The organism is Streptomyces sp. NPDC059787, assembly GCF_042732315.1.
Classification (GTDB): domain Bacteria; phylum Actinomycetota; class Actinomycetes; order Streptomycetales; family Streptomycetaceae; genus Streptomyces; species Streptomyces atrovirens.
Genome location: NZ_JBHWHX010000055.1, coordinates 1 through 15,249 on the forward strand (window position 1 = coordinate 1; position 15,249 = coordinate 15,249).

A 15,249-nucleotide genomic window follows, 5' to 3' on the forward strand; every position below is an offset into this window, starting at 1 on the left:
GCCGGGGGGGCGGTGCCGTCCCCCGCACCGGGGAGGGATCAGGCGTTGTCCTCCGCCCCCGCCGCCCCTTCCCGTTCCCCGCGCCCCTTCAGGGGCGCGGGGAACTGCGTGAGGGGGTCTGGGGGCGAAGCCCCAGGGACGGGAAGGGGCGGCGGGGGCGAAATCCCCCGATCTCAGGCCCCCCGCGGATACCGCGCCAGCCACGCCGCCGACGACCCCGCCGGCCCGTGCAGCGCAGCGCCCTGCGTCATCTCCATCGCGAAGTCGTCGGCGAGTTCCAGGATCGTGGGACGGCCCTCCAGCTCGGCCAGCCAGGCCGGCGGGAGGGCCGTCTCGCCATGCAGCGCCCCGAGCAGCCCGCCGGTCAGCGCCCCGGCGGCGGCGCTGGGCCCGTCGTGGTTCACGGCCAGGCACAACCCCTGCCGTACGTCCTCCCCCACCAGCGCGCAGTACACGGCGGCGGCCAGCAGCCCCTCGGCGGTGGCGTTCCCGACCAGCTCCGTGACCCGCTGCGGGGTGGGCATCCCCTGCCGTACGGCGCCCAGCGCGTGCTGGAGCGCGTCCGACACCGGCTGATGGCCCGGCCGTGCGGCCAGCAGCGCGAGCGCCCGCTGCACCGCCGTGTCCAGACTCTCGCCCCGGGCCAGCGCGTGCACGATCACGGCGTACGCGCCCGCCGCGAGGCAGGCGACCGGGTGGCCGTGGGTCTGCGCCGCGCACTCCACGGCGAGCTGCGCGACGAGCTGCGGCTCCCAGCCGACGAGCAGCCCGAACGGCGCGGACCGGGCCGCCGCCTCGGGCCCCGCCTCGCCGGGGTTCTTGGGCGCCGCCGGCGTCCCCATGGTCTCGTCCCCGAGCCCGAGCAGCAGCGTGCGGACGGGCTCCCGGCGGGCGTACAGCCACTCCTCGCGCGCCAGCCAGCCGTCGTCCTTGCGCCGCTCGTCCGGGCCCCAGTCCCGCTGGGTGGCGGCCCAGCGCAGATACGCCCGGTGCAGATCGGTCGGCGGGTGCCAGGCGCCGGTGTCGCGCCGTACCTGGGCGCGGATCAGGCCGTCCACGGAGAAGAGGGTGAGCTGGGTGTGGTGGGTGACGGCACCGCGCCGGCCGTGGGCGGGGGCGAGCTCGGTGAGACCCTCCGCACCGTGCGCCTGTCGTATCCCGTCGGCCGTCGTTCCGTCCACGGGCGCGCCCAGCGCGTCCCCCAGGGCGACCCCGAGCAGTGTCCCGCGCACCCGGCTGCGGAAGTCCTGCTGCTCGCGCCGCCCCCACACGGGCCCGGCAGTACCGCCCACCCCGACCTCCCGGGACCTCGTCCGTATGTGCGGTGCCAGCACTGTAATCGAACGGGGACGGTCGGTTCAGGGGGCGGATCGGTACGCGGGGTGTGAGGCGTGTGAAGTGAGTGATCGGAAGTGGTCGGACAGGGGGATCTCAGCCGTCGCGGTGTCGTACGACCGCGTCGCGCCGGGTGCGCGCCCACTCGTAGGAGGGGTCGAGTTCCAGGGCGCGGTCCAGATCGGCCAGGGCCTCCGTGTGGCGGCCGAGGTTGAAGCGGCTCACGCCCCGGCTCGCGTACGCCGACGCGTACCCGGGGTCGAGGGTGAGTGCGTGGTCGTAGGCGGCGAGGGCCTCCTCGTCGCGGCCGGCGCTCCGCAGCGCGTCCCCGCGTTCGCAGTGGGCCCAGGGGGAGTCGGGCTGCACGGCGACGGCCCGGCCGAGGTCGGCCAGCCGGCGTTCCGGTTCGTCGAGCTCCCGCCACACGCGGGCCCGGCGGACCAGCGCCCAGGGGTAGTCGGGCTTCAGTTCCAAGGCGTGGTCGAGGGCGCTGAGCGCGGCCTCGGGGTCGCCGAGGGCGAGGTGGGTGGCGCCGAGGGAGGCCCAGGCGTAGGCGTGGTCCGGGTCGAGCCGGATCGCCCGGAGCAGTTCGGCCAGAGCCGGTTCGAACCGGCCGAAGGCGCGCATGTACTCGCCCCTCGAGGCGATGATTCCGGGGTCGTCCGGTGCCAGGTTCCCGGCGAGCCACATGTGGAACGCGGCGGCGGCGTAGTCGCCCCGGACGGCCAGTGCTTCGGCCCGGAGGCGGTGCACCCGCAACCGCGTCTCGGGAGGGAGCTCGTCCGGCCAGTCCCCCGGTTCCGCCCCGGCCGCGGCGACCGGCACCGGCTCCGTCCGCTCCCCGTGGACCGGCTCCCCGTCGAGGGGTACCGAACGAATGAACTCCTCGTCGAACGGCTCCTCTTCGAGCGGACCGGCTCCGGCCCCGGTCTCACCGGGTGCCGTACCGTCCGGCACGTCCCGCGCCGGACGTGACCGTCCCGGGGTCACGGGCATCCGCACCTCGTCGTTCCACCGCAGCCTGCGGCGCTGCACGCTCTCCACCAGCAGGTCCAGCACGGCCCCCGTACCGCCCCGTCCGAGCGCTCCCGAGAGGTCGTTCCCCCACCTGCCCACCACGGTCAGCCCGGCGTCCCGCCCCGCCTCCGTCAGCAGCCCCACCCACTGTCCGGCGACGGACTCCCCCTGGTCGCAGGCCTCGACGAGGTCCCGCAACACCTCGGACAGGGACTGCCGCCCGCCCCCGCACAGCAGGTGGTACGACTCCGCCAGCCGCAGCTCGCGCCAGTCGGGGTCCGCCCACAGCTCGACGGCGCCCCGGCCGGCCTCGCTCTCCTCGCGCCACCGCCGGAACGCCTCGGCCAGCCGCTGCTGGTTCTCCGCCCACCCCCGCGGAGAGCGCCCGCGCTGCAGGCGCAGCATCGGCGCGCGTACGACGTCGTGGTAGCGGAGCCGTCCCGCGCTCTCGACGGTGAACGGCAGGGTGCTCACCCACTCGTACAGGCCGTCGGGCAGCTCACCGCGGGCGGCGGCGGCCACGTGGAACACGTCGGCGTCCAGCAGGCGGGGCAGCGCGCCCGCGAGCGCGGCGGCCCTGCGCACCGGGTCCCGCTCCCACCCGAGGAACCGCTCCACGGCGGTGGCGCTGGGGTCGTGCACGTCCTGGGGACGGGTGGGGCGGGAGGCCGCCAGCGTGGAGACGAGGACGGGAAGCCCGCCGGTGAGCCGGAGCACCTCCGTCACGACCGGTTCCGCCGTGATCCCCCGGTCCGCGAGCAGCCCGCGCGCCTCCGCCTCGGTGAACGGCCACAGCGGCAGCACGGTCGTGAAGTCCGCGAAGCCGCTCCAGCGGGCGGTGTCGAGCGGAAGCTGACCGGCGGTGACGACGACGACCGTGGCGGGGAGTGTGCCGTACCGGTCGGTGGTCAGGAGGTCGTGCAGCCAGGCGTCGAGGAAGGGGCCCGTGCGCTCGTACGTGTCGAAGAACAGGACGATCCAGGGTGCGCCGGAGGCGGCTCCGTGGAGCTCGTTCGCCAGCACGGGGGTGAGGACGCTCTCCGGCGAGAGGACCAACTGCACGTCCTCGTGGCTGCGGAAGCGGGCGCTGAGGCCGGCGCGCAGACGGTCGGCGCCCTGGGCGAGCTGGGTGGGGTCGAGGACACCGGTGAAGGCGCTGAGGCCCGGAACGAGTCCCAGCCCGGCCAGCCCGGCCCGCGCGACCGCCATGCCGCCGGCGGACGGACCGCTCGCCGGATCGGGGTCCAGCGCGGCGAGGGCGGCCGACTCGGCCTCGTGGCGCCGCTCGCGGTGGTCCGTCAGCAGCCGCTCCAGCTCCTTGAACCGGCTTCCCTGCGCGGCCGACTGGCGGCACATCACCTCCAGCGCCTCCGGGACGCCCCGCGCGCTCTCGTCGACGTACACCGTCAACGCGCCGCGCTCCCGGGCGATGTGCTCGAACTCCTTGAGCAGCCTGGTCTTTCCGACGCCCGGCGTGCCGTGCACATGGAACAGGAAGCGGTGCCGTTCGTCCTCGGGCGGGATGTCGAAGTTCGCCCGGAACAGCTCGCGTTCGGCGCCGCGGCCCACGATTCCGGCACGCCGCCGCCCTTGGACGATCTGCTGCATCGACAGCCGTGCCCGCGCCACGCGTACGTCCCCTCGCCCGTGTCCCGACCGACCTCATTCTGGCTCAACTCCCCCGGGTACGGGCCGCCGTACGGGGAAAGGAACCGCCATGCCCACCACAACATCACGCGGCGCGCTGCCCCTCACCGCGATGCTGCTCACCGCCTCCGTCGCCCTCTACATGGCGCTGGTCGCCCTCGGGAACATCACGGACTTCGGGACGAACCAGGACTTCGTGCGGCACGTCCTCGCGATGGACACCACGTTCAAGGACGACGACCTGATGTGGCGCGCGATCACGAACGAGGGCGTGCAGGACGCCGCGTACGTCGCGATCATCGTCTGGGAGACGGCCGCCGCGCTGGTCCTGGCGTACGGCACCTGGCTCTGGGCCCGCCCCGACCACGCGCATGCCCGCCGCGTCTCCACCTACGGCCTGCTGATGGTCATGCTCCTGTTCGGCGCGGGCTTCATGGCGATCGGCGGCGAGTGGTTCGCGATGTGGCAGTCGGAGGACTGGAACGGCCTGGACGCGGCGCTGCGGGTGTTCGTCCTCAGCGGCGTGGTCCTGCTGGTCAACCACCTGCCGGTCCAGCAGGGCGGGCGATCCGGCCGCCACCCCGATTGACTTCGGAACACATTCCGAAGTACCGTCGATTCGTGTCCACTCCCACGGTTGCCTTTTCCGAGCTCTCGAAGAATTCGAAGCGGGTCGCCGAGACACTCGACCGGACGCAGCGCGTGCACGTCACGCGCCGGGACGGCGAGGATCTCTACCTGACCACCGCCCGCCATGACCAGCAGCGCGAGGAGACGGCGGACATCACCGCCCGTCTCCTGGCCGCCCTCGTGCGCAGTGACGCCGGCGAGCGGGCCATACTGCGCGCGCTGCCGTCGGTCTTCCCCTGGGTCCGCCACTTGAATGCCGAGGAGTCGCAGGAGTTCGTGGCCGAACTCATCGACGCCACGCACGACGCGGCCCAGCTGGACGTCCATGGCAATCTTCATCGCCTCGTCGTCGAATGGCGCGCGACGGCCCGCATCCTCGCCGATCCCGAACTCACCGCACAGCTCACCCGTCGACGGCCGGACGAGGACCACGGCGAAGTGACGGTGCCGTGAGTCCGAAGCGCGGTGACGACGTCGCTCCGCCGCCGGTGGACGGTGAGTGGCACCTGCGGTTCGCGACCAACGAGGCAGCCAAGGGGTGGGGCGAGCTGGGCGCGGAGGCTCCGGGGAACGCACGTCGGTGCTTCGAGGCCCTGCGCCGCGATCCACTGTCCCGAGCCGACCCCGACCGTCAGCACAGGCTCCGCGGCCGACTGGCCACCGGTGGCCTCGGTGGTCGGGACCATCCCCAGTGGGAGTACGAGGTGACGGCGGGCGGCCGAGTCCGCTACCTCGTCGACGAGGCGCGCCACACGGTCCATTTCGTGTACGCGTCCACTCGCCACCCGAAGGACACCGAGTAGCCACGCACGTCGTCGCGACCCGCGTTTCGTGGCCGCCCCGGCTACTCGACGACCCGGACCGTCGTGCCCGCCGAGCCGAAGGTCCACAGGGCCTTGCCGTCGGGCTTGGCGACGCGGATGCCGCCCGTCTGCGCGCCCGGGTCGGCGGGCGGGGGTGAGGAGCCGTCGACCGCGTTGGAGAAGGCGACGAAGACGCCGGACTTCTGGGCGAAGTACATGATGTGCTCGACCGGGACGCCGTCGCTGCCGGTGGTGGCCTCGGTGCGCTTGCCGATCGTGTACGTGCCGGGGTCCGGGGCGACCGTGCCCGGCCAGACCGCGAAGGAGCGGCGGGGGGTGTCGCCGGCGTCGACCAGCCAGACCCGCTTGTCGCCGAGGGAGTAGACGATCCTGCGGCCCGTGCCCGAGTCGGCCGGTACCGCCGCCGGTTTCTTCTCCTCCGGCTCGGCGGACGGTTTCGCGTCCGCCGTCGCCGACGCGCTGGGCCGGGTCGTGGCGGCGACGGGCTTCGTCCCCTGGTCCGCCTGGACGGCCAGGACCACCACCGCGGCGATCGCCCCCGTGGTCAGCCCGGTCACCCAGGCCCACGAGGGAAGACGGGCAGGCACCGGTACGCATCTCCTCAGCTACGGGTCCCGATCGAAGGCCGCGGGTTCCGGTCCGAAGGCCGCGGGTCCCGATCGAACGCGGGTCGGATCATCCTACTGCCAGCGCCCGCGCTTCCCCGGCCCGTCTCAGTCCAGTACCGGCAGCAGCTCCGGAAGGTGCCCGTCGGAGGCCTCCGCCGCACGACGGCGCTCCTCCGGCACCTCGCCGTACAGGGTCGTACGGGGCTTCGCCGGGCGGCCGACGGCCTCCGCGACCGCGATCAGGTCCTTGACCGACTTGTAGGAACCGTACGACGAACCCGCCATGCGCGAGATCGTCTCCTCCATCAGCGTGCCGCCGAGGTCGTTCGCGCCGGAGCGGAGCATCTCCGCCGCCCCCTCCGTGCCCAGTTTCACCCAGCTCGTCTGGATGTTGGGGATGTACGGGTGGAGCAGCAGGCGGGCCATCGCCGTGACCGCGCGGTTGTCGCGCGTCGTCGGGCCGGGGCGGGCGATACCGGCGAGGTAGACCGGCGCGTTGGTGTGGATGAAGGGGAGTGTCACGAACTCCGTGAAACCGCCCGTGCGCTGCTGGATGCCGGCGAGGGTGCGCAGGTGGCCCAGCCAGTGGCGGGGCTGGTCGACATGGCCGTACATCATCGTCGAGGAGGAGCGGATGCCCAGCTCGTGGGCGGTGGTGACCACCTCGGTCCAGGTCGCCGCCGGGAGCTTGCCCTTGGTCAGGATCCAGCGGACCTCGTCGTCGAGGATCTCCGCCGCCGTACCGGGGATGGTGTCCAGGCCGGCTTCCTTCGCCGCCGACAGCCACTCGCGGATCGACATGCCGGTGCGGGTCGCGCCGTTGACGACCTCCATCGGGGAGAAGGCGTGCACGTGCATGCCGGGGACGCGCTCCTTCACCGCCTTCGCGATGTCGAAGTACGCCGTGCCGGGCAGGTCGGGGTGGATGCCGCCCTGCATGCAGACCTCCACCGCGCCCACGTCCCACGCCTGCTGGGCGCGGTCGGCGACCTGGTCGAGCGAGAGCGTGTAGGCGTCGGCGTCGGTGCGGCGCTGCGCGAAGGCGCAGAAACGGCAGCCGGTGTAACAGACGTTGGTGAAGTTGATGTTGCGGGTGACGATGTACGTCACGTCGTCGCCCACCGCCGACCTGCGGACGTCGTCCGCGACCCGGCACAGCGCGTCCAGCGCGGCACCGTCGGCGTGCAGCAGCGCCAGCGCCTCCGCGTCGGTCAGCTTCGTCGGGTCGTCGGCCGCCGTGCGCAGGGCCTCGCGTACGTCGGTGTCGATGCGCTCGGGGACCATGCCGGGGGCGGCGGCCTCGCGCAGGGCGTCCCAGTCGCCGTACACCTCGTCGAAGTCGTCGCGGCGGTCGCCCGTACGGCCCTCGGTGTCGATGGTGCGGTGCAGATCGGTGCGGCCGGTCGCGGTGAACGCCTCGTCCGGCTCCTGCCAGGGCAGCCCCCGCGGGAGGGCGTCGGGGCGCGCCAGGCCCGTGGCCGGGTCGGCGAGCGCGGCCACGTGCGGACGCAGCCGCGGGTCCAGCCACGGCTCACCGCGCCGCACGAACTCCGGGTAGACGCAGAGGCGTTCGCGCAGCTCGAAGCCGGCGGCCGCGGAGTGCGCGGCCAGCTCCTCGATCCGCGGCCACGGCCGCTCGGGGTTGACGTGGTCGATGGTCAGCGGGGAGACCCCGCCCCAGTCGTCGATCCCGGCCGCGATCAGCCGCCCGTACTCGGAGTCGACCAGATTCGGCGGCGCCTGGAGGCAGGCGGACGGACCGAGGACGAGCCGGGCGACGGCGACCGTGGCGACCAGCTCGTCGAGTTCCGCGTCCGGCATGCCGCGCATCGCGGTGTCCGGCTTGGCGCGGAAGTTCTGGATGATCAGTTCCTGGATGCCGTGGTGGGCGCGGGAGACCTTCCGCAGCGCGAACAGCGACTCCGCGCGCTCCTCGTACGTCTCGCCGATGCCGACGAGGATCCCGGACGTGAAGGGGACCGAGGAGCGGCCCGCGTCCTCCAGCACCCGCAGCCGTACGGCCGGCTCCTTGTCCGGGGAGCCGTGGTGGGGACCGCCGGGCTCGGACCACAGACGGGTGGCGGTGGTCTCCAGCATCATGCCCATGGAGGGCGCGACGGGCTTCAGCCGCTGGAAGTCCGTCCAGGTCATGACGCCCGGGTTGAGGTGCGGGAGGAGTCCCGTCTCCTCCAGGATCCGGATGGAGATCGCCCGCACGTACGCGATCGTGTCGTCGTAGCCGTGCGCGTCGAGCCACTCGCGCGCCTCCGGCCAGCGGTCCTCGGGCTTGTCGCCGAGGGTGATGAGGGCTTCCTTGCAGCCGGCGGCGGCGCCCTTGCGGGCGATGTCCAGCACCTCGTCCGGCGACATGAACATCCCGTGCCCGGCCCGGCGCAGCTTGCCGGGCACGGTGACGAACGTGCAGTAGTGGCACTTGTCCCGGCACAGCCGGGTCAGCGGGACGAAGACGCTCTTCGAGTAGGTGATGACACCGGGCCGCCCCGCCGCCTCGAGCCCCGCGTCCCGCACCCGGGCGGCCGACGCGGAGAGGTCCTGGAGGTGCTCACCGCGCGCCTGGAGCAGGACCGCCGCCTCCGAGACGTCCAGGGAGACGCCGTCCCGGGCGCGTCTGAGGGCGCGCCGCAGGGAGCTCTCGGTGGGGCCGCCGGTTCCGGTGGTCGCGGAAGTCGTCATCCTTTGAGCATACGTTCGGCGTGATCAGGACCCCTGCCCGTCCGCATCAGACCCCTTCCCCTCCCCCGTCCACGAACGGCTGGAACGCGTCCAGCGCCCGCAGCACCCCCGCCTCCCCCTCCGGCGGCAGCTGCACCACGACCTCCTCGATGCCCAGCTCCGCGAAGTGGGCCAGCTTGCCCGCGCTGGGACGCACGGCGTACGGCACGACCTGGAGGGCGCCGGGATCGCGGCCCGCGCCGGCCCAGGCGGCACGGAGTGCGGGCAGCGCCTCCGTCAGGCCCCGCCCGCCGATCGGCAGCCAGCCGTCGGCGTACTCACAGATGTTCCCGAACAGCTTCGGCCCCGCCGCCCCGCCGACCAGCGTGCGCGGCCCGACCACCGGACCGCGCGGCTTCCGCACCGGCTTGGGGTACGCGAAGCTCGCCCGCACGCTCCCGAACTCCCCCTCGTACGCCGTCGGTTCCTCCGCCCACAGCGCCCGCATCAGCCCCATCCGGTCCCGGACCAGCTCACGCCGGGTACGCCACTCCACGCCGTGGTCGGCGGCCTCCTCCACGTTCCAGCCGAAGCCGAGCCCGAGCGTGAACCGGCCCCCGGAGAGGTGGTCGAGGGTCGCGACCTGCTTGGCCAGGTCGATCGGGTCGTGCTGCGCGGCGAGCGTGATGCCGGTGCCGAGCCCCAGCCGCTCGGTGACGGCGGCGGCCTGACCGAGCGCGACGAAGGGGTCGAGGGTGCGTCCGTACTCGCGGGGCAGCTCACCGCCCGCCGGGTACGGGCTGGTCCGCTCGACGGGGATGTGCGTGTGCTCCGGCAGGTACAGCCCGGCGAACCCGCGCTGCTCCAGCTCACGGGCGAGCCGGACCGGGGTGATCGTCTCGTCGGTGAGGAAGATCGTGACGGCGATGCGCATGAGCGGCCTTTCGTACGCGGACGACGACCCCATCAATACCCGTGCACGTTCCGCCTGTCCATACCGACCGGTCGGGATTTCTTGGTGATCCTCCCTCGGACCCCCGCCCGGTGAAAGGCCGGCCGATGGCGGTGCGGCACGAACACCGCTCACTTCAAAGGCGGTACAGCACCGGTCCCGTCTCCCCCGGCCGCCGGTAGGCTCGCCGCACGATGACTTCTGGGACCTCGCACGCCGAACGCAAGTACCGGACCGCCACCGCCTTCCAACGCCGGATCAACCCCCTGCTGCGCCGGCTGCCGCTCCAGACCCTGCTGGAAACCACGGGCCGCGTCTCCGGCCTGCCCCGCCGGACCCCGGTGGGCGGGCGCCGGGTCGGCGGCTCGTTCTGGCTGGTGTCGGAGTTCGGCGAACGGTCGCAGTACGTCCGCAACATCCAGGCGGACCCCCGGGTGCGGGTGCGCGTCCGGGGCCGCTGGCACACCGGCACCGCCCGCCTCCTGCCCGACGACGACCCCGTGAACCGGCTGCGCACCCTGCCCCGCTTCAACAGCGCCGCCGTGCGGGCCTTCGGGGCGGGGCTGCTGACGGTGCGGGTGGACCTGGACGACTGAGGACGGAGTGTGCGGGCCTTGTGACGGCCCGCCGCTCCCCGTGTGATCGCCGTCTCGCACGGCTGACGCATCTGCCATGAACAAGGCAAACTGGCGTAGTTGCTCAGGATGCATAGGGGGACTGCATGGACAGTGTGCCGCGAGGACCGGAGCAGCGGCGTCCCGGCTCCTCGACGGAGCCCGATTCGCTGCGCTTCGGCGTGCTCGGCCCGGTGCGCGCCTGGCGCGACGACGAACCCGTCGCCACCGGCAGCCCCCAGCAACGCGCCCTGCTCGCCGCCCTGTTGCTGCGCGAGGGCCGTACGGCCACGGCGGCCGAACTGATCGACGCCCTGTGGGGCGAGGAACCCCCGTCCCAGGCGCTGGCGGCGGTGCGTACGTACGCCTCCCGGCTGCGGAAGGTGCTGGACCCCGGAGTGCTGGTCAGCGAGTCCGGCGGCTACGCGGTGCGCGGGCTCGGCGAGGGGGCGCTGGATCTCGCGGCGGCACAGGAGCTGGCGGCGGAGGCGGAGAAGGCACGGAACACCGGGGACCTGTGCCACGCACGGGACGTACTGAGCCGGGCCCTGTCCCTGTGGGACGGCGAGACGCTGGCCGGGGTGCCGGGCCCGTACGCGGAGACCCAGCGGGTCCGCCTGGAGGAGTGGCGGCTCCAGCTCCTGGAGTCCCGCCTGGACATGGACCTGGAGCAGGGCTGCCACGCGGAGGCGGTCTCGGAGCTGACGGCCCTGACGGCGGCGCACCCGCTGCGGGAGCGGCTGCGGGGGCTGCTGATGCTGGCGCTCTACCGCAGCGGCCGCCAGGCGGAGGCCCTCGCGGTGTACGCGGACACCCGCCGCCTCCTCGCCGACGAACTCGGCGTCGACCCTCGCCCGGACCTGCAGGACCTCCAGCAACGCATCCTCCGGGCCGACCCGGGCCTCGCGGAACCCTCCGCCCCCATGACGGAACCGGTGGCGGTCCCCGTCCGCCCGGCCCAGCTCCCGGCGACGGTGCCGGACTTCACGGGCCGCGCGTCCTTCGTACGGGAGCTGAGCGACGTACTGGTCTCGGCGTCCGGCGCGGAGGGCCAGGTGATGGCGGTGTCGGCGCTGGCCGGCATCGGCGGCGTCGGCAAGACGACACTGGCGGTGCACGTGGCACACGGCGCGCGGTCCGCCTTCCCCGACGGCCAGCTGTACGTCGACCTCCAGGGCGCCGGCGCGCGGTCGGCGGAGCCGGAGACGGTCCTGGGCTCCTTCCTGCGCGCCCTCGGCACGGCGGACTCGGCGATCCCGGACTCGCTGGAGGAACGGGCGGCGCTGTACCGCTCGGTCCTGGACGGCCGCAAGGTGCTGGTGCTGCTGGACAACGCGCGTGACGCGGCGCAGGTCAGGCCCCTGCTCCCCGGGACGGCGGGCTGCGCGGCACTGGTCACGTCGCGGGTGCGGATGGTGGGCCTGGCCGGGGCGCACCTGATCGACCTGGACGTGATGTCACCGGACGAGGCGCTGTCCCTCTTCACGAGGATCGTGGGTGAGGAACGGGTGAGGTCGGAGCGGGAAGCGGCCCTGGACGTGGTGGCGGCGTGCGGCTTCCTGCCGCTGGCGATCCGCATCGCGGCGTCCCGCCTGGCGGCGAGGCGCACCTGGACGGTCTCGGTCCTGGCGGCGAAGCTCGCCGACGAACGCCGCAGGCTCGACGAACTCCAGGCGGGCGACCTGGCGGTGAAGGCGACGTTCGAGCTGGGCTACGGCGCCCTGGACACGGTCCAGGCCCGCGCGTTCCGCCTGCTGGGTCTGGCGGACGGTCCCGACATCTCCCTGGCCGCCGCGGCAGCCGTGCTCGACCTCCCGGTGGACGACACGGAGGACCTGCTGGAGTCCCTGGTCGACACGTCCCTGCTGGAGTCGGCGGCACCGGGACGGTACCGGTTCCACGATCTGGTGCGGCTCTACGCGCGTGCTTGTGCGGAGAGGGACGAGCAGCCACCCGGGGAGCGGAAGGCGGCGATGTCGCGGTTGCTGGACTTCTACCTGGCGACGGCGGCACAGGTGTACGCCGTCGAACGGCCGGGTGACCGGACCGTCGCGCACCTGGAGCAAGGCCGGTTCACGGGCGAGCAGTTCGCCGACGCCTCGAAGGCGCTGGACTGGTTGCACGCGGAAGCCGGACCACTCCTGGCCTGCGTGCAGCAGTCTCTCGAGGCCCCCATGCTGCGGCGTGCCGTCGACCTGCTCGTGGTCACCATAGATCTGGCGGAATCCGGGGCCGACTCACGTCAGTACCAGAAGACCGCGATCGCCGCGTGTGACGCCGCTGCCGCTCTGGGGGAGGCGCGGGCCGAAATGCGGGCGCGCGTCACCCTGGCCCAAGTACTCAGCCAGGCAGGCCGGTTCGAAGCCGCCGAGAAAGAGGCCCAGCGCGCTGACGCGCTGCTGCGCGGCGCGGACGACCCATGGGCGAGAAGCACCGCCCCCAACCAGTTGGGCATCATCGCCTTGTGCACGGCCCGTTACGCGGACGCCGAGGGGTACTTCCTCAGGGCGATCGACGCCTTCCGCGCCGACGACAACACGCCGGGTGAAGCAAGCGCGGTCTGCAACCTCTCCCGCACCCTGGCTTCGATGGACCGCAGCCCTGAAGCCGTTGAACTGGCGCAGCGAGGCATCGAGATCTACGACGAGCTGGGGCTGTCCGTACGCCTGGCGAACGCCAGGTACGCCTCCGGCATCGTGCTCACCCAGGCGGGGCGGCCGGCCGAGGCGCTCGCCCAACTCGACGAGGCGCTGCGCATCTTCGCGGAGAACCGGCAGTCCCTCTGGGAGGGCACGACCCACTACCGCATCGCAGAGGTCCACCTGAGGGCCGGCCGCCCGGCGCGGGCCGCCCAGCACGCCGAACAGGCCCTGGCAATCGGCTGCATCGGGGGCGACTGGATGCGGGCCAACGCCCTGACCGTGCTCGGCAGGGCGTTGGACGCACTCGGCCAGGCGGACCGATCCCGTGCGTGCTGGCGCGAAGCCCTGACCATCTACGACGAGGCGGGCTCCGCCGAAGCGGCCCAGGTACGCCGCCTGCTCACTCCGCTCTCCGCGGCCTGACACTGGGAACCGCGTTCATCGAACGTTTATGCCTGACTGCGACTCTCATGGAACGGATCCGTCGCGTCGGGGGGCAGACGGATCCACAGGGTCTCACCTCTAGGCTGAGACCCGCCGGACCGCCCGTTCGGTGATCCTCGGGGGAGTTGCCGAACGGGCGGTCCGGACCGCAAAACCCTGTCTACCTTTTGGGGGTACATGTCATGAGCGAAGCCAAGAAGGACCCGGAGATCACCACTCTCGACCAGCACGCGCCTGCTCCGCCGAGCAAGGACTCCGAGATCACGACGCTCGACCAGCACGCCCCCGCGCCGCCGAGCATCGGCGAGGTCACCACGCTCGACCAGCACGCACCGGCTCCGCCCGCCTTGGACCTCGACGGCAAGTAGCCGTCCTTCCCGCACGGGGAATCGGCCGCGGCGGCGCGGAGGGGGAGCCGTCGCGGCCGACGTGTGTCCGCACGGGTTTCTGGTCAACCTTTGACGCGAACCGTTCGAATCACTCGAACAACGGGCGGCGCTCGCCCTAATGTCACTTCCCGTACGGATCTGCTCTCCCACAACAGGAGTCCCAGTGACCCGCACCAAGAAGGTCCTCGCCACCATCGCCCTGGTCCTCGGCATCACCGGCGCCGTCGCGAGCCCGGCGCTGGCCGACAACCACGCACCGGTGAGCCCTCAGGACAGCGTCGTGGTGCCGCTCGACCAGTACGCGCCCTGACGCACCGCCCGACCACCGATGGGGCCGAGGGAAACCTCGGCCCCATCGTCGTACGGCCCTGCTCTACGTACCGTCCAGCTCGCACCACACCGTCTCGCCCTCGCCTCCGTGGTCCACTCCCCACCTGCACACCACCGCGTCGAGCAGCGACAGCCCGCGTCCCTGTTCGTCCTCCGCGTCGGCCCGGCGGAGTACGGGCAGCGTGTGCGGGTCGGGGTCGGTGACCTCGACGCGGATGTGCGTACCCGTGCGGGCCACGCGGACGCGTACCGGATTCCCCTCCCCCACGTGACGGATCACATTGCCCACCAGTTCCGTGACGCAGAGCTGGACATCGGCGCACGGCTCGCCCAGCCACTCGCTTCTCCCCCGTGCTGGAGCGGGCCGGGTCAAGGGTGGGCCGTAGGCCCATCGCCGAAGGCGACGCGGAGTGGAGCGCAGCGGAACGCAGCGCCCTTGACGCGGGTCGCGGAAGCACGACACCGGCGAAGAAGCGAGTGGCCCGACGGCCACCTGTGATCCCCGGTCGGATCAGCGCACGGCCGGCTCGGCGATCATGTCGGGTTCGCATGCGGCGATCCGGGTCACGTCCTCGTCGCCGATCTCCACCCGGATCGGCACCGTCCCGGTCCCGGGTACGGCGACGTCCTGAGAGCGGGTGAGGACCTCCGCGCCGGTCTCGTCCTCGAACCTCACGGTGACGGTGAAGACGCCGTCCGCGGTGTTCTGGTTGGCGACCTCGACCGTGGCGTACGGGGTCTCCTCCGAGGCGCAGTCCACCAGGGACACCAGGGCGCCCAGCTCGGACGAGGAAGCGCTTCCGCCGCCGTCCCCCGCGTCGCCGCCGGAGTCGGAACCGTAGTCGTCGCCGGAGCCGGAGCCGTAGTCGTCGTCATCGTCGTAGTCGCGGTGCGAGCCGCCCCCCGAGCTCGACGACGAGTCGTGGTCCTGGCCGGAGCTGCTGCAACCGCCGCCGCCCCCGTCGCCGCTGCCGCCGCCGTGGCCGCGGCCGGTCGAGAAACCGGTGAGGGTGAGGACGACGAGTGCCGAGACCGCTGTGAGCCTGAGTGTGTTCCCCCGAGAATTCATGACCCTCAGGCTATCGATCTTCGTGTCACGGGCATGTCACCGCCTGGCGACCGTCGCGTACCCGGCGTAGCGTCT

Annotated in this window: 14 protein-coding genes; 7 read left to right on the plus strand and 7 right to left on the minus strand. The window is 72.9% G+C overall.

The features are described 5' to 3' along the window. Positions 1–173: 173 nt before the first annotated feature. Positions 174–1,292 (minus strand): ADP-ribosylglycohydrolase family protein, encoded by a 1,119-nt coding sequence (locus ACFV5H_RS32815; protein ID WP_385056706.1) that lies wholly within the window; start codon positions 1,290–1,292, stop codon positions 174–176. Positions 1,293–1,431: 139 nt separating this feature from the next. Next, the gene (locus ACFV5H_RS32820) at positions 1,432–3,981 is read right to left on the minus strand and encodes a tetratricopeptide repeat protein (protein ID WP_385198490.1); all 2,550 of its coding nucleotides are present in this window, start codon (positions 3,979–3,981) and stop codon (positions 1,432–1,434) included. Between the two features lie 88 nt (positions 3,982–4,069). Here ACFV5H_RS32820 and ACFV5H_RS32825 point away from each other — a divergent pair, with 88 nt between their 5' ends. The 3 genes from ACFV5H_RS32825 to ACFV5H_RS32835 are packed head-to-tail and all read left to right on the plus strand — an operon-like array spanning position 4,070 to position 5,432. Further along, positions 4,070–4,588: a DUF2165 domain-containing protein gene (locus ACFV5H_RS32825; protein ID WP_385056710.1), complete on the plus strand. Its 519-nt coding sequence runs from the start codon at positions 4,070–4,072 to the stop codon at positions 4,586–4,588. A 32-nt stretch (positions 4,589–4,620) separates the two neighbouring features. Next, positions 4,621–5,082, plus strand: a complete 462-nt coding sequence (locus ACFV5H_RS32830) for a prevent-host-death family protein (protein ID WP_385056712.1) — start codon at positions 4,621–4,623, stop codon at positions 5,080–5,082. Further along, the gene (locus tag ACFV5H_RS32835) at positions 5,079–5,432 is read left to right on the plus strand and encodes a hypothetical protein (protein WP_385198492.1); all 354 of its coding nucleotides are present in this window, start codon (positions 5,079–5,081) and stop codon (positions 5,430–5,432) included. The genes ACFV5H_RS32830 and ACFV5H_RS32835 overlap by 4 nt, the downstream gene beginning before the upstream one ends. Positions 5,433–5,473: 41 nt before the next feature. On the opposite strand, the gene ACFV5H_RS32840 is transcribed toward ACFV5H_RS32835, so the two are convergent. The 3 genes from ACFV5H_RS32840 to ACFV5H_RS32850 form a co-directional block, all read right to left on the minus strand. Continuing rightward, on the minus strand, positions 5,474–6,040 hold the full coding sequence (locus tag ACFV5H_RS32840; RefSeq protein ID WP_385056717.1) for a hypothetical protein: 567 nt from the start codon (positions 6,038–6,040) through the stop codon (positions 5,474–5,476). 126 nt (positions 6,041–6,166) lie between these two features. Next, complete coding sequence (locus ACFV5H_RS32845) at positions 6,167–8,755, minus strand: bifunctional FO biosynthesis protein CofGH (RefSeq protein ID WP_385198493.1); 2,589 nt, start codon at positions 8,753–8,755, stop codon at positions 6,167–6,169. A gap of 46 nt (positions 8,756–8,801) precedes the next feature. Continuing rightward, positions 8,802–9,668 carry an LLM class F420-dependent oxidoreductase gene (locus ACFV5H_RS32850; RefSeq protein ID WP_385056722.1) on the minus strand — a complete coding sequence of 289 codons (867 nt, stop codon included), beginning with the start codon at positions 9,666–9,668 and terminating at the stop codon, positions 8,802–8,804. Between the two features lie 212 nt (positions 9,669–9,880). Here ACFV5H_RS32850 and ACFV5H_RS32855 point away from each other — a divergent pair, with 212 nt between their 5' ends. The 4 genes from ACFV5H_RS32855 to ACFV5H_RS32870 all read left to right on the plus strand — a co-directional run bounded on the left by ACFV5H_RS32855 (position 9,881) and on the right by ACFV5H_RS32870 (position 14,085). After that, on the plus strand, positions 9,881–10,282 hold the full coding sequence (locus ACFV5H_RS32855; protein ID WP_385198495.1) for a nitroreductase/quinone reductase family protein: 402 nt from the start codon (positions 9,881–9,883) through the stop codon (positions 10,280–10,282). Between the two features lie 125 nt (positions 10,283–10,407). Next, positions 10,408–13,365: a BTAD domain-containing putative transcriptional regulator gene (locus tag ACFV5H_RS32860; RefSeq protein ID WP_385198496.1), complete on the plus strand. Its 2,958-nt coding sequence runs from the start codon at positions 10,408–10,410 to the stop codon at positions 13,363–13,365. A gap of 203 nt (positions 13,366–13,568) precedes the next feature. Continuing rightward, positions 13,569–13,754, plus strand: coding sequence for a sigma-like protein (locus ACFV5H_RS32865; protein ID WP_385056731.1), 186 nt, complete (start codon positions 13,569–13,571; stop codon positions 13,752–13,754). A 184-nt stretch (positions 13,755–13,938) separates the two neighbouring features. Continuing rightward, positions 13,939–14,085 carry a hypothetical protein gene (locus ACFV5H_RS32870; RefSeq protein ID WP_385056733.1) on the plus strand — a complete coding sequence of 49 codons (147 nt, stop codon included), beginning with the start codon at positions 13,939–13,941 and terminating at the stop codon, positions 14,083–14,085. Between the two features lie 63 nt (positions 14,086–14,148). Here the strand turns inward: ACFV5H_RS32870 and ACFV5H_RS32875 are convergent, their stop codons facing one another. Beyond that, on the minus strand, positions 14,149–14,478 hold the full coding sequence (locus ACFV5H_RS32875) for an ATP-binding protein (RefSeq protein WP_385198497.1): 330 nt from the start codon (positions 14,476–14,478) through the stop codon (positions 14,149–14,151). Between the two features lie 138 nt (positions 14,479–14,616). Beyond that, positions 14,617–15,174 carry a hypothetical protein gene (locus ACFV5H_RS32880; protein ID WP_385056739.1) on the minus strand — a complete coding sequence of 186 codons (558 nt, stop codon included), beginning with the start codon at positions 15,172–15,174 and terminating at the stop codon, positions 14,617–14,619. Positions 15,175–15,249: the final 75 nt, after the last annotated feature.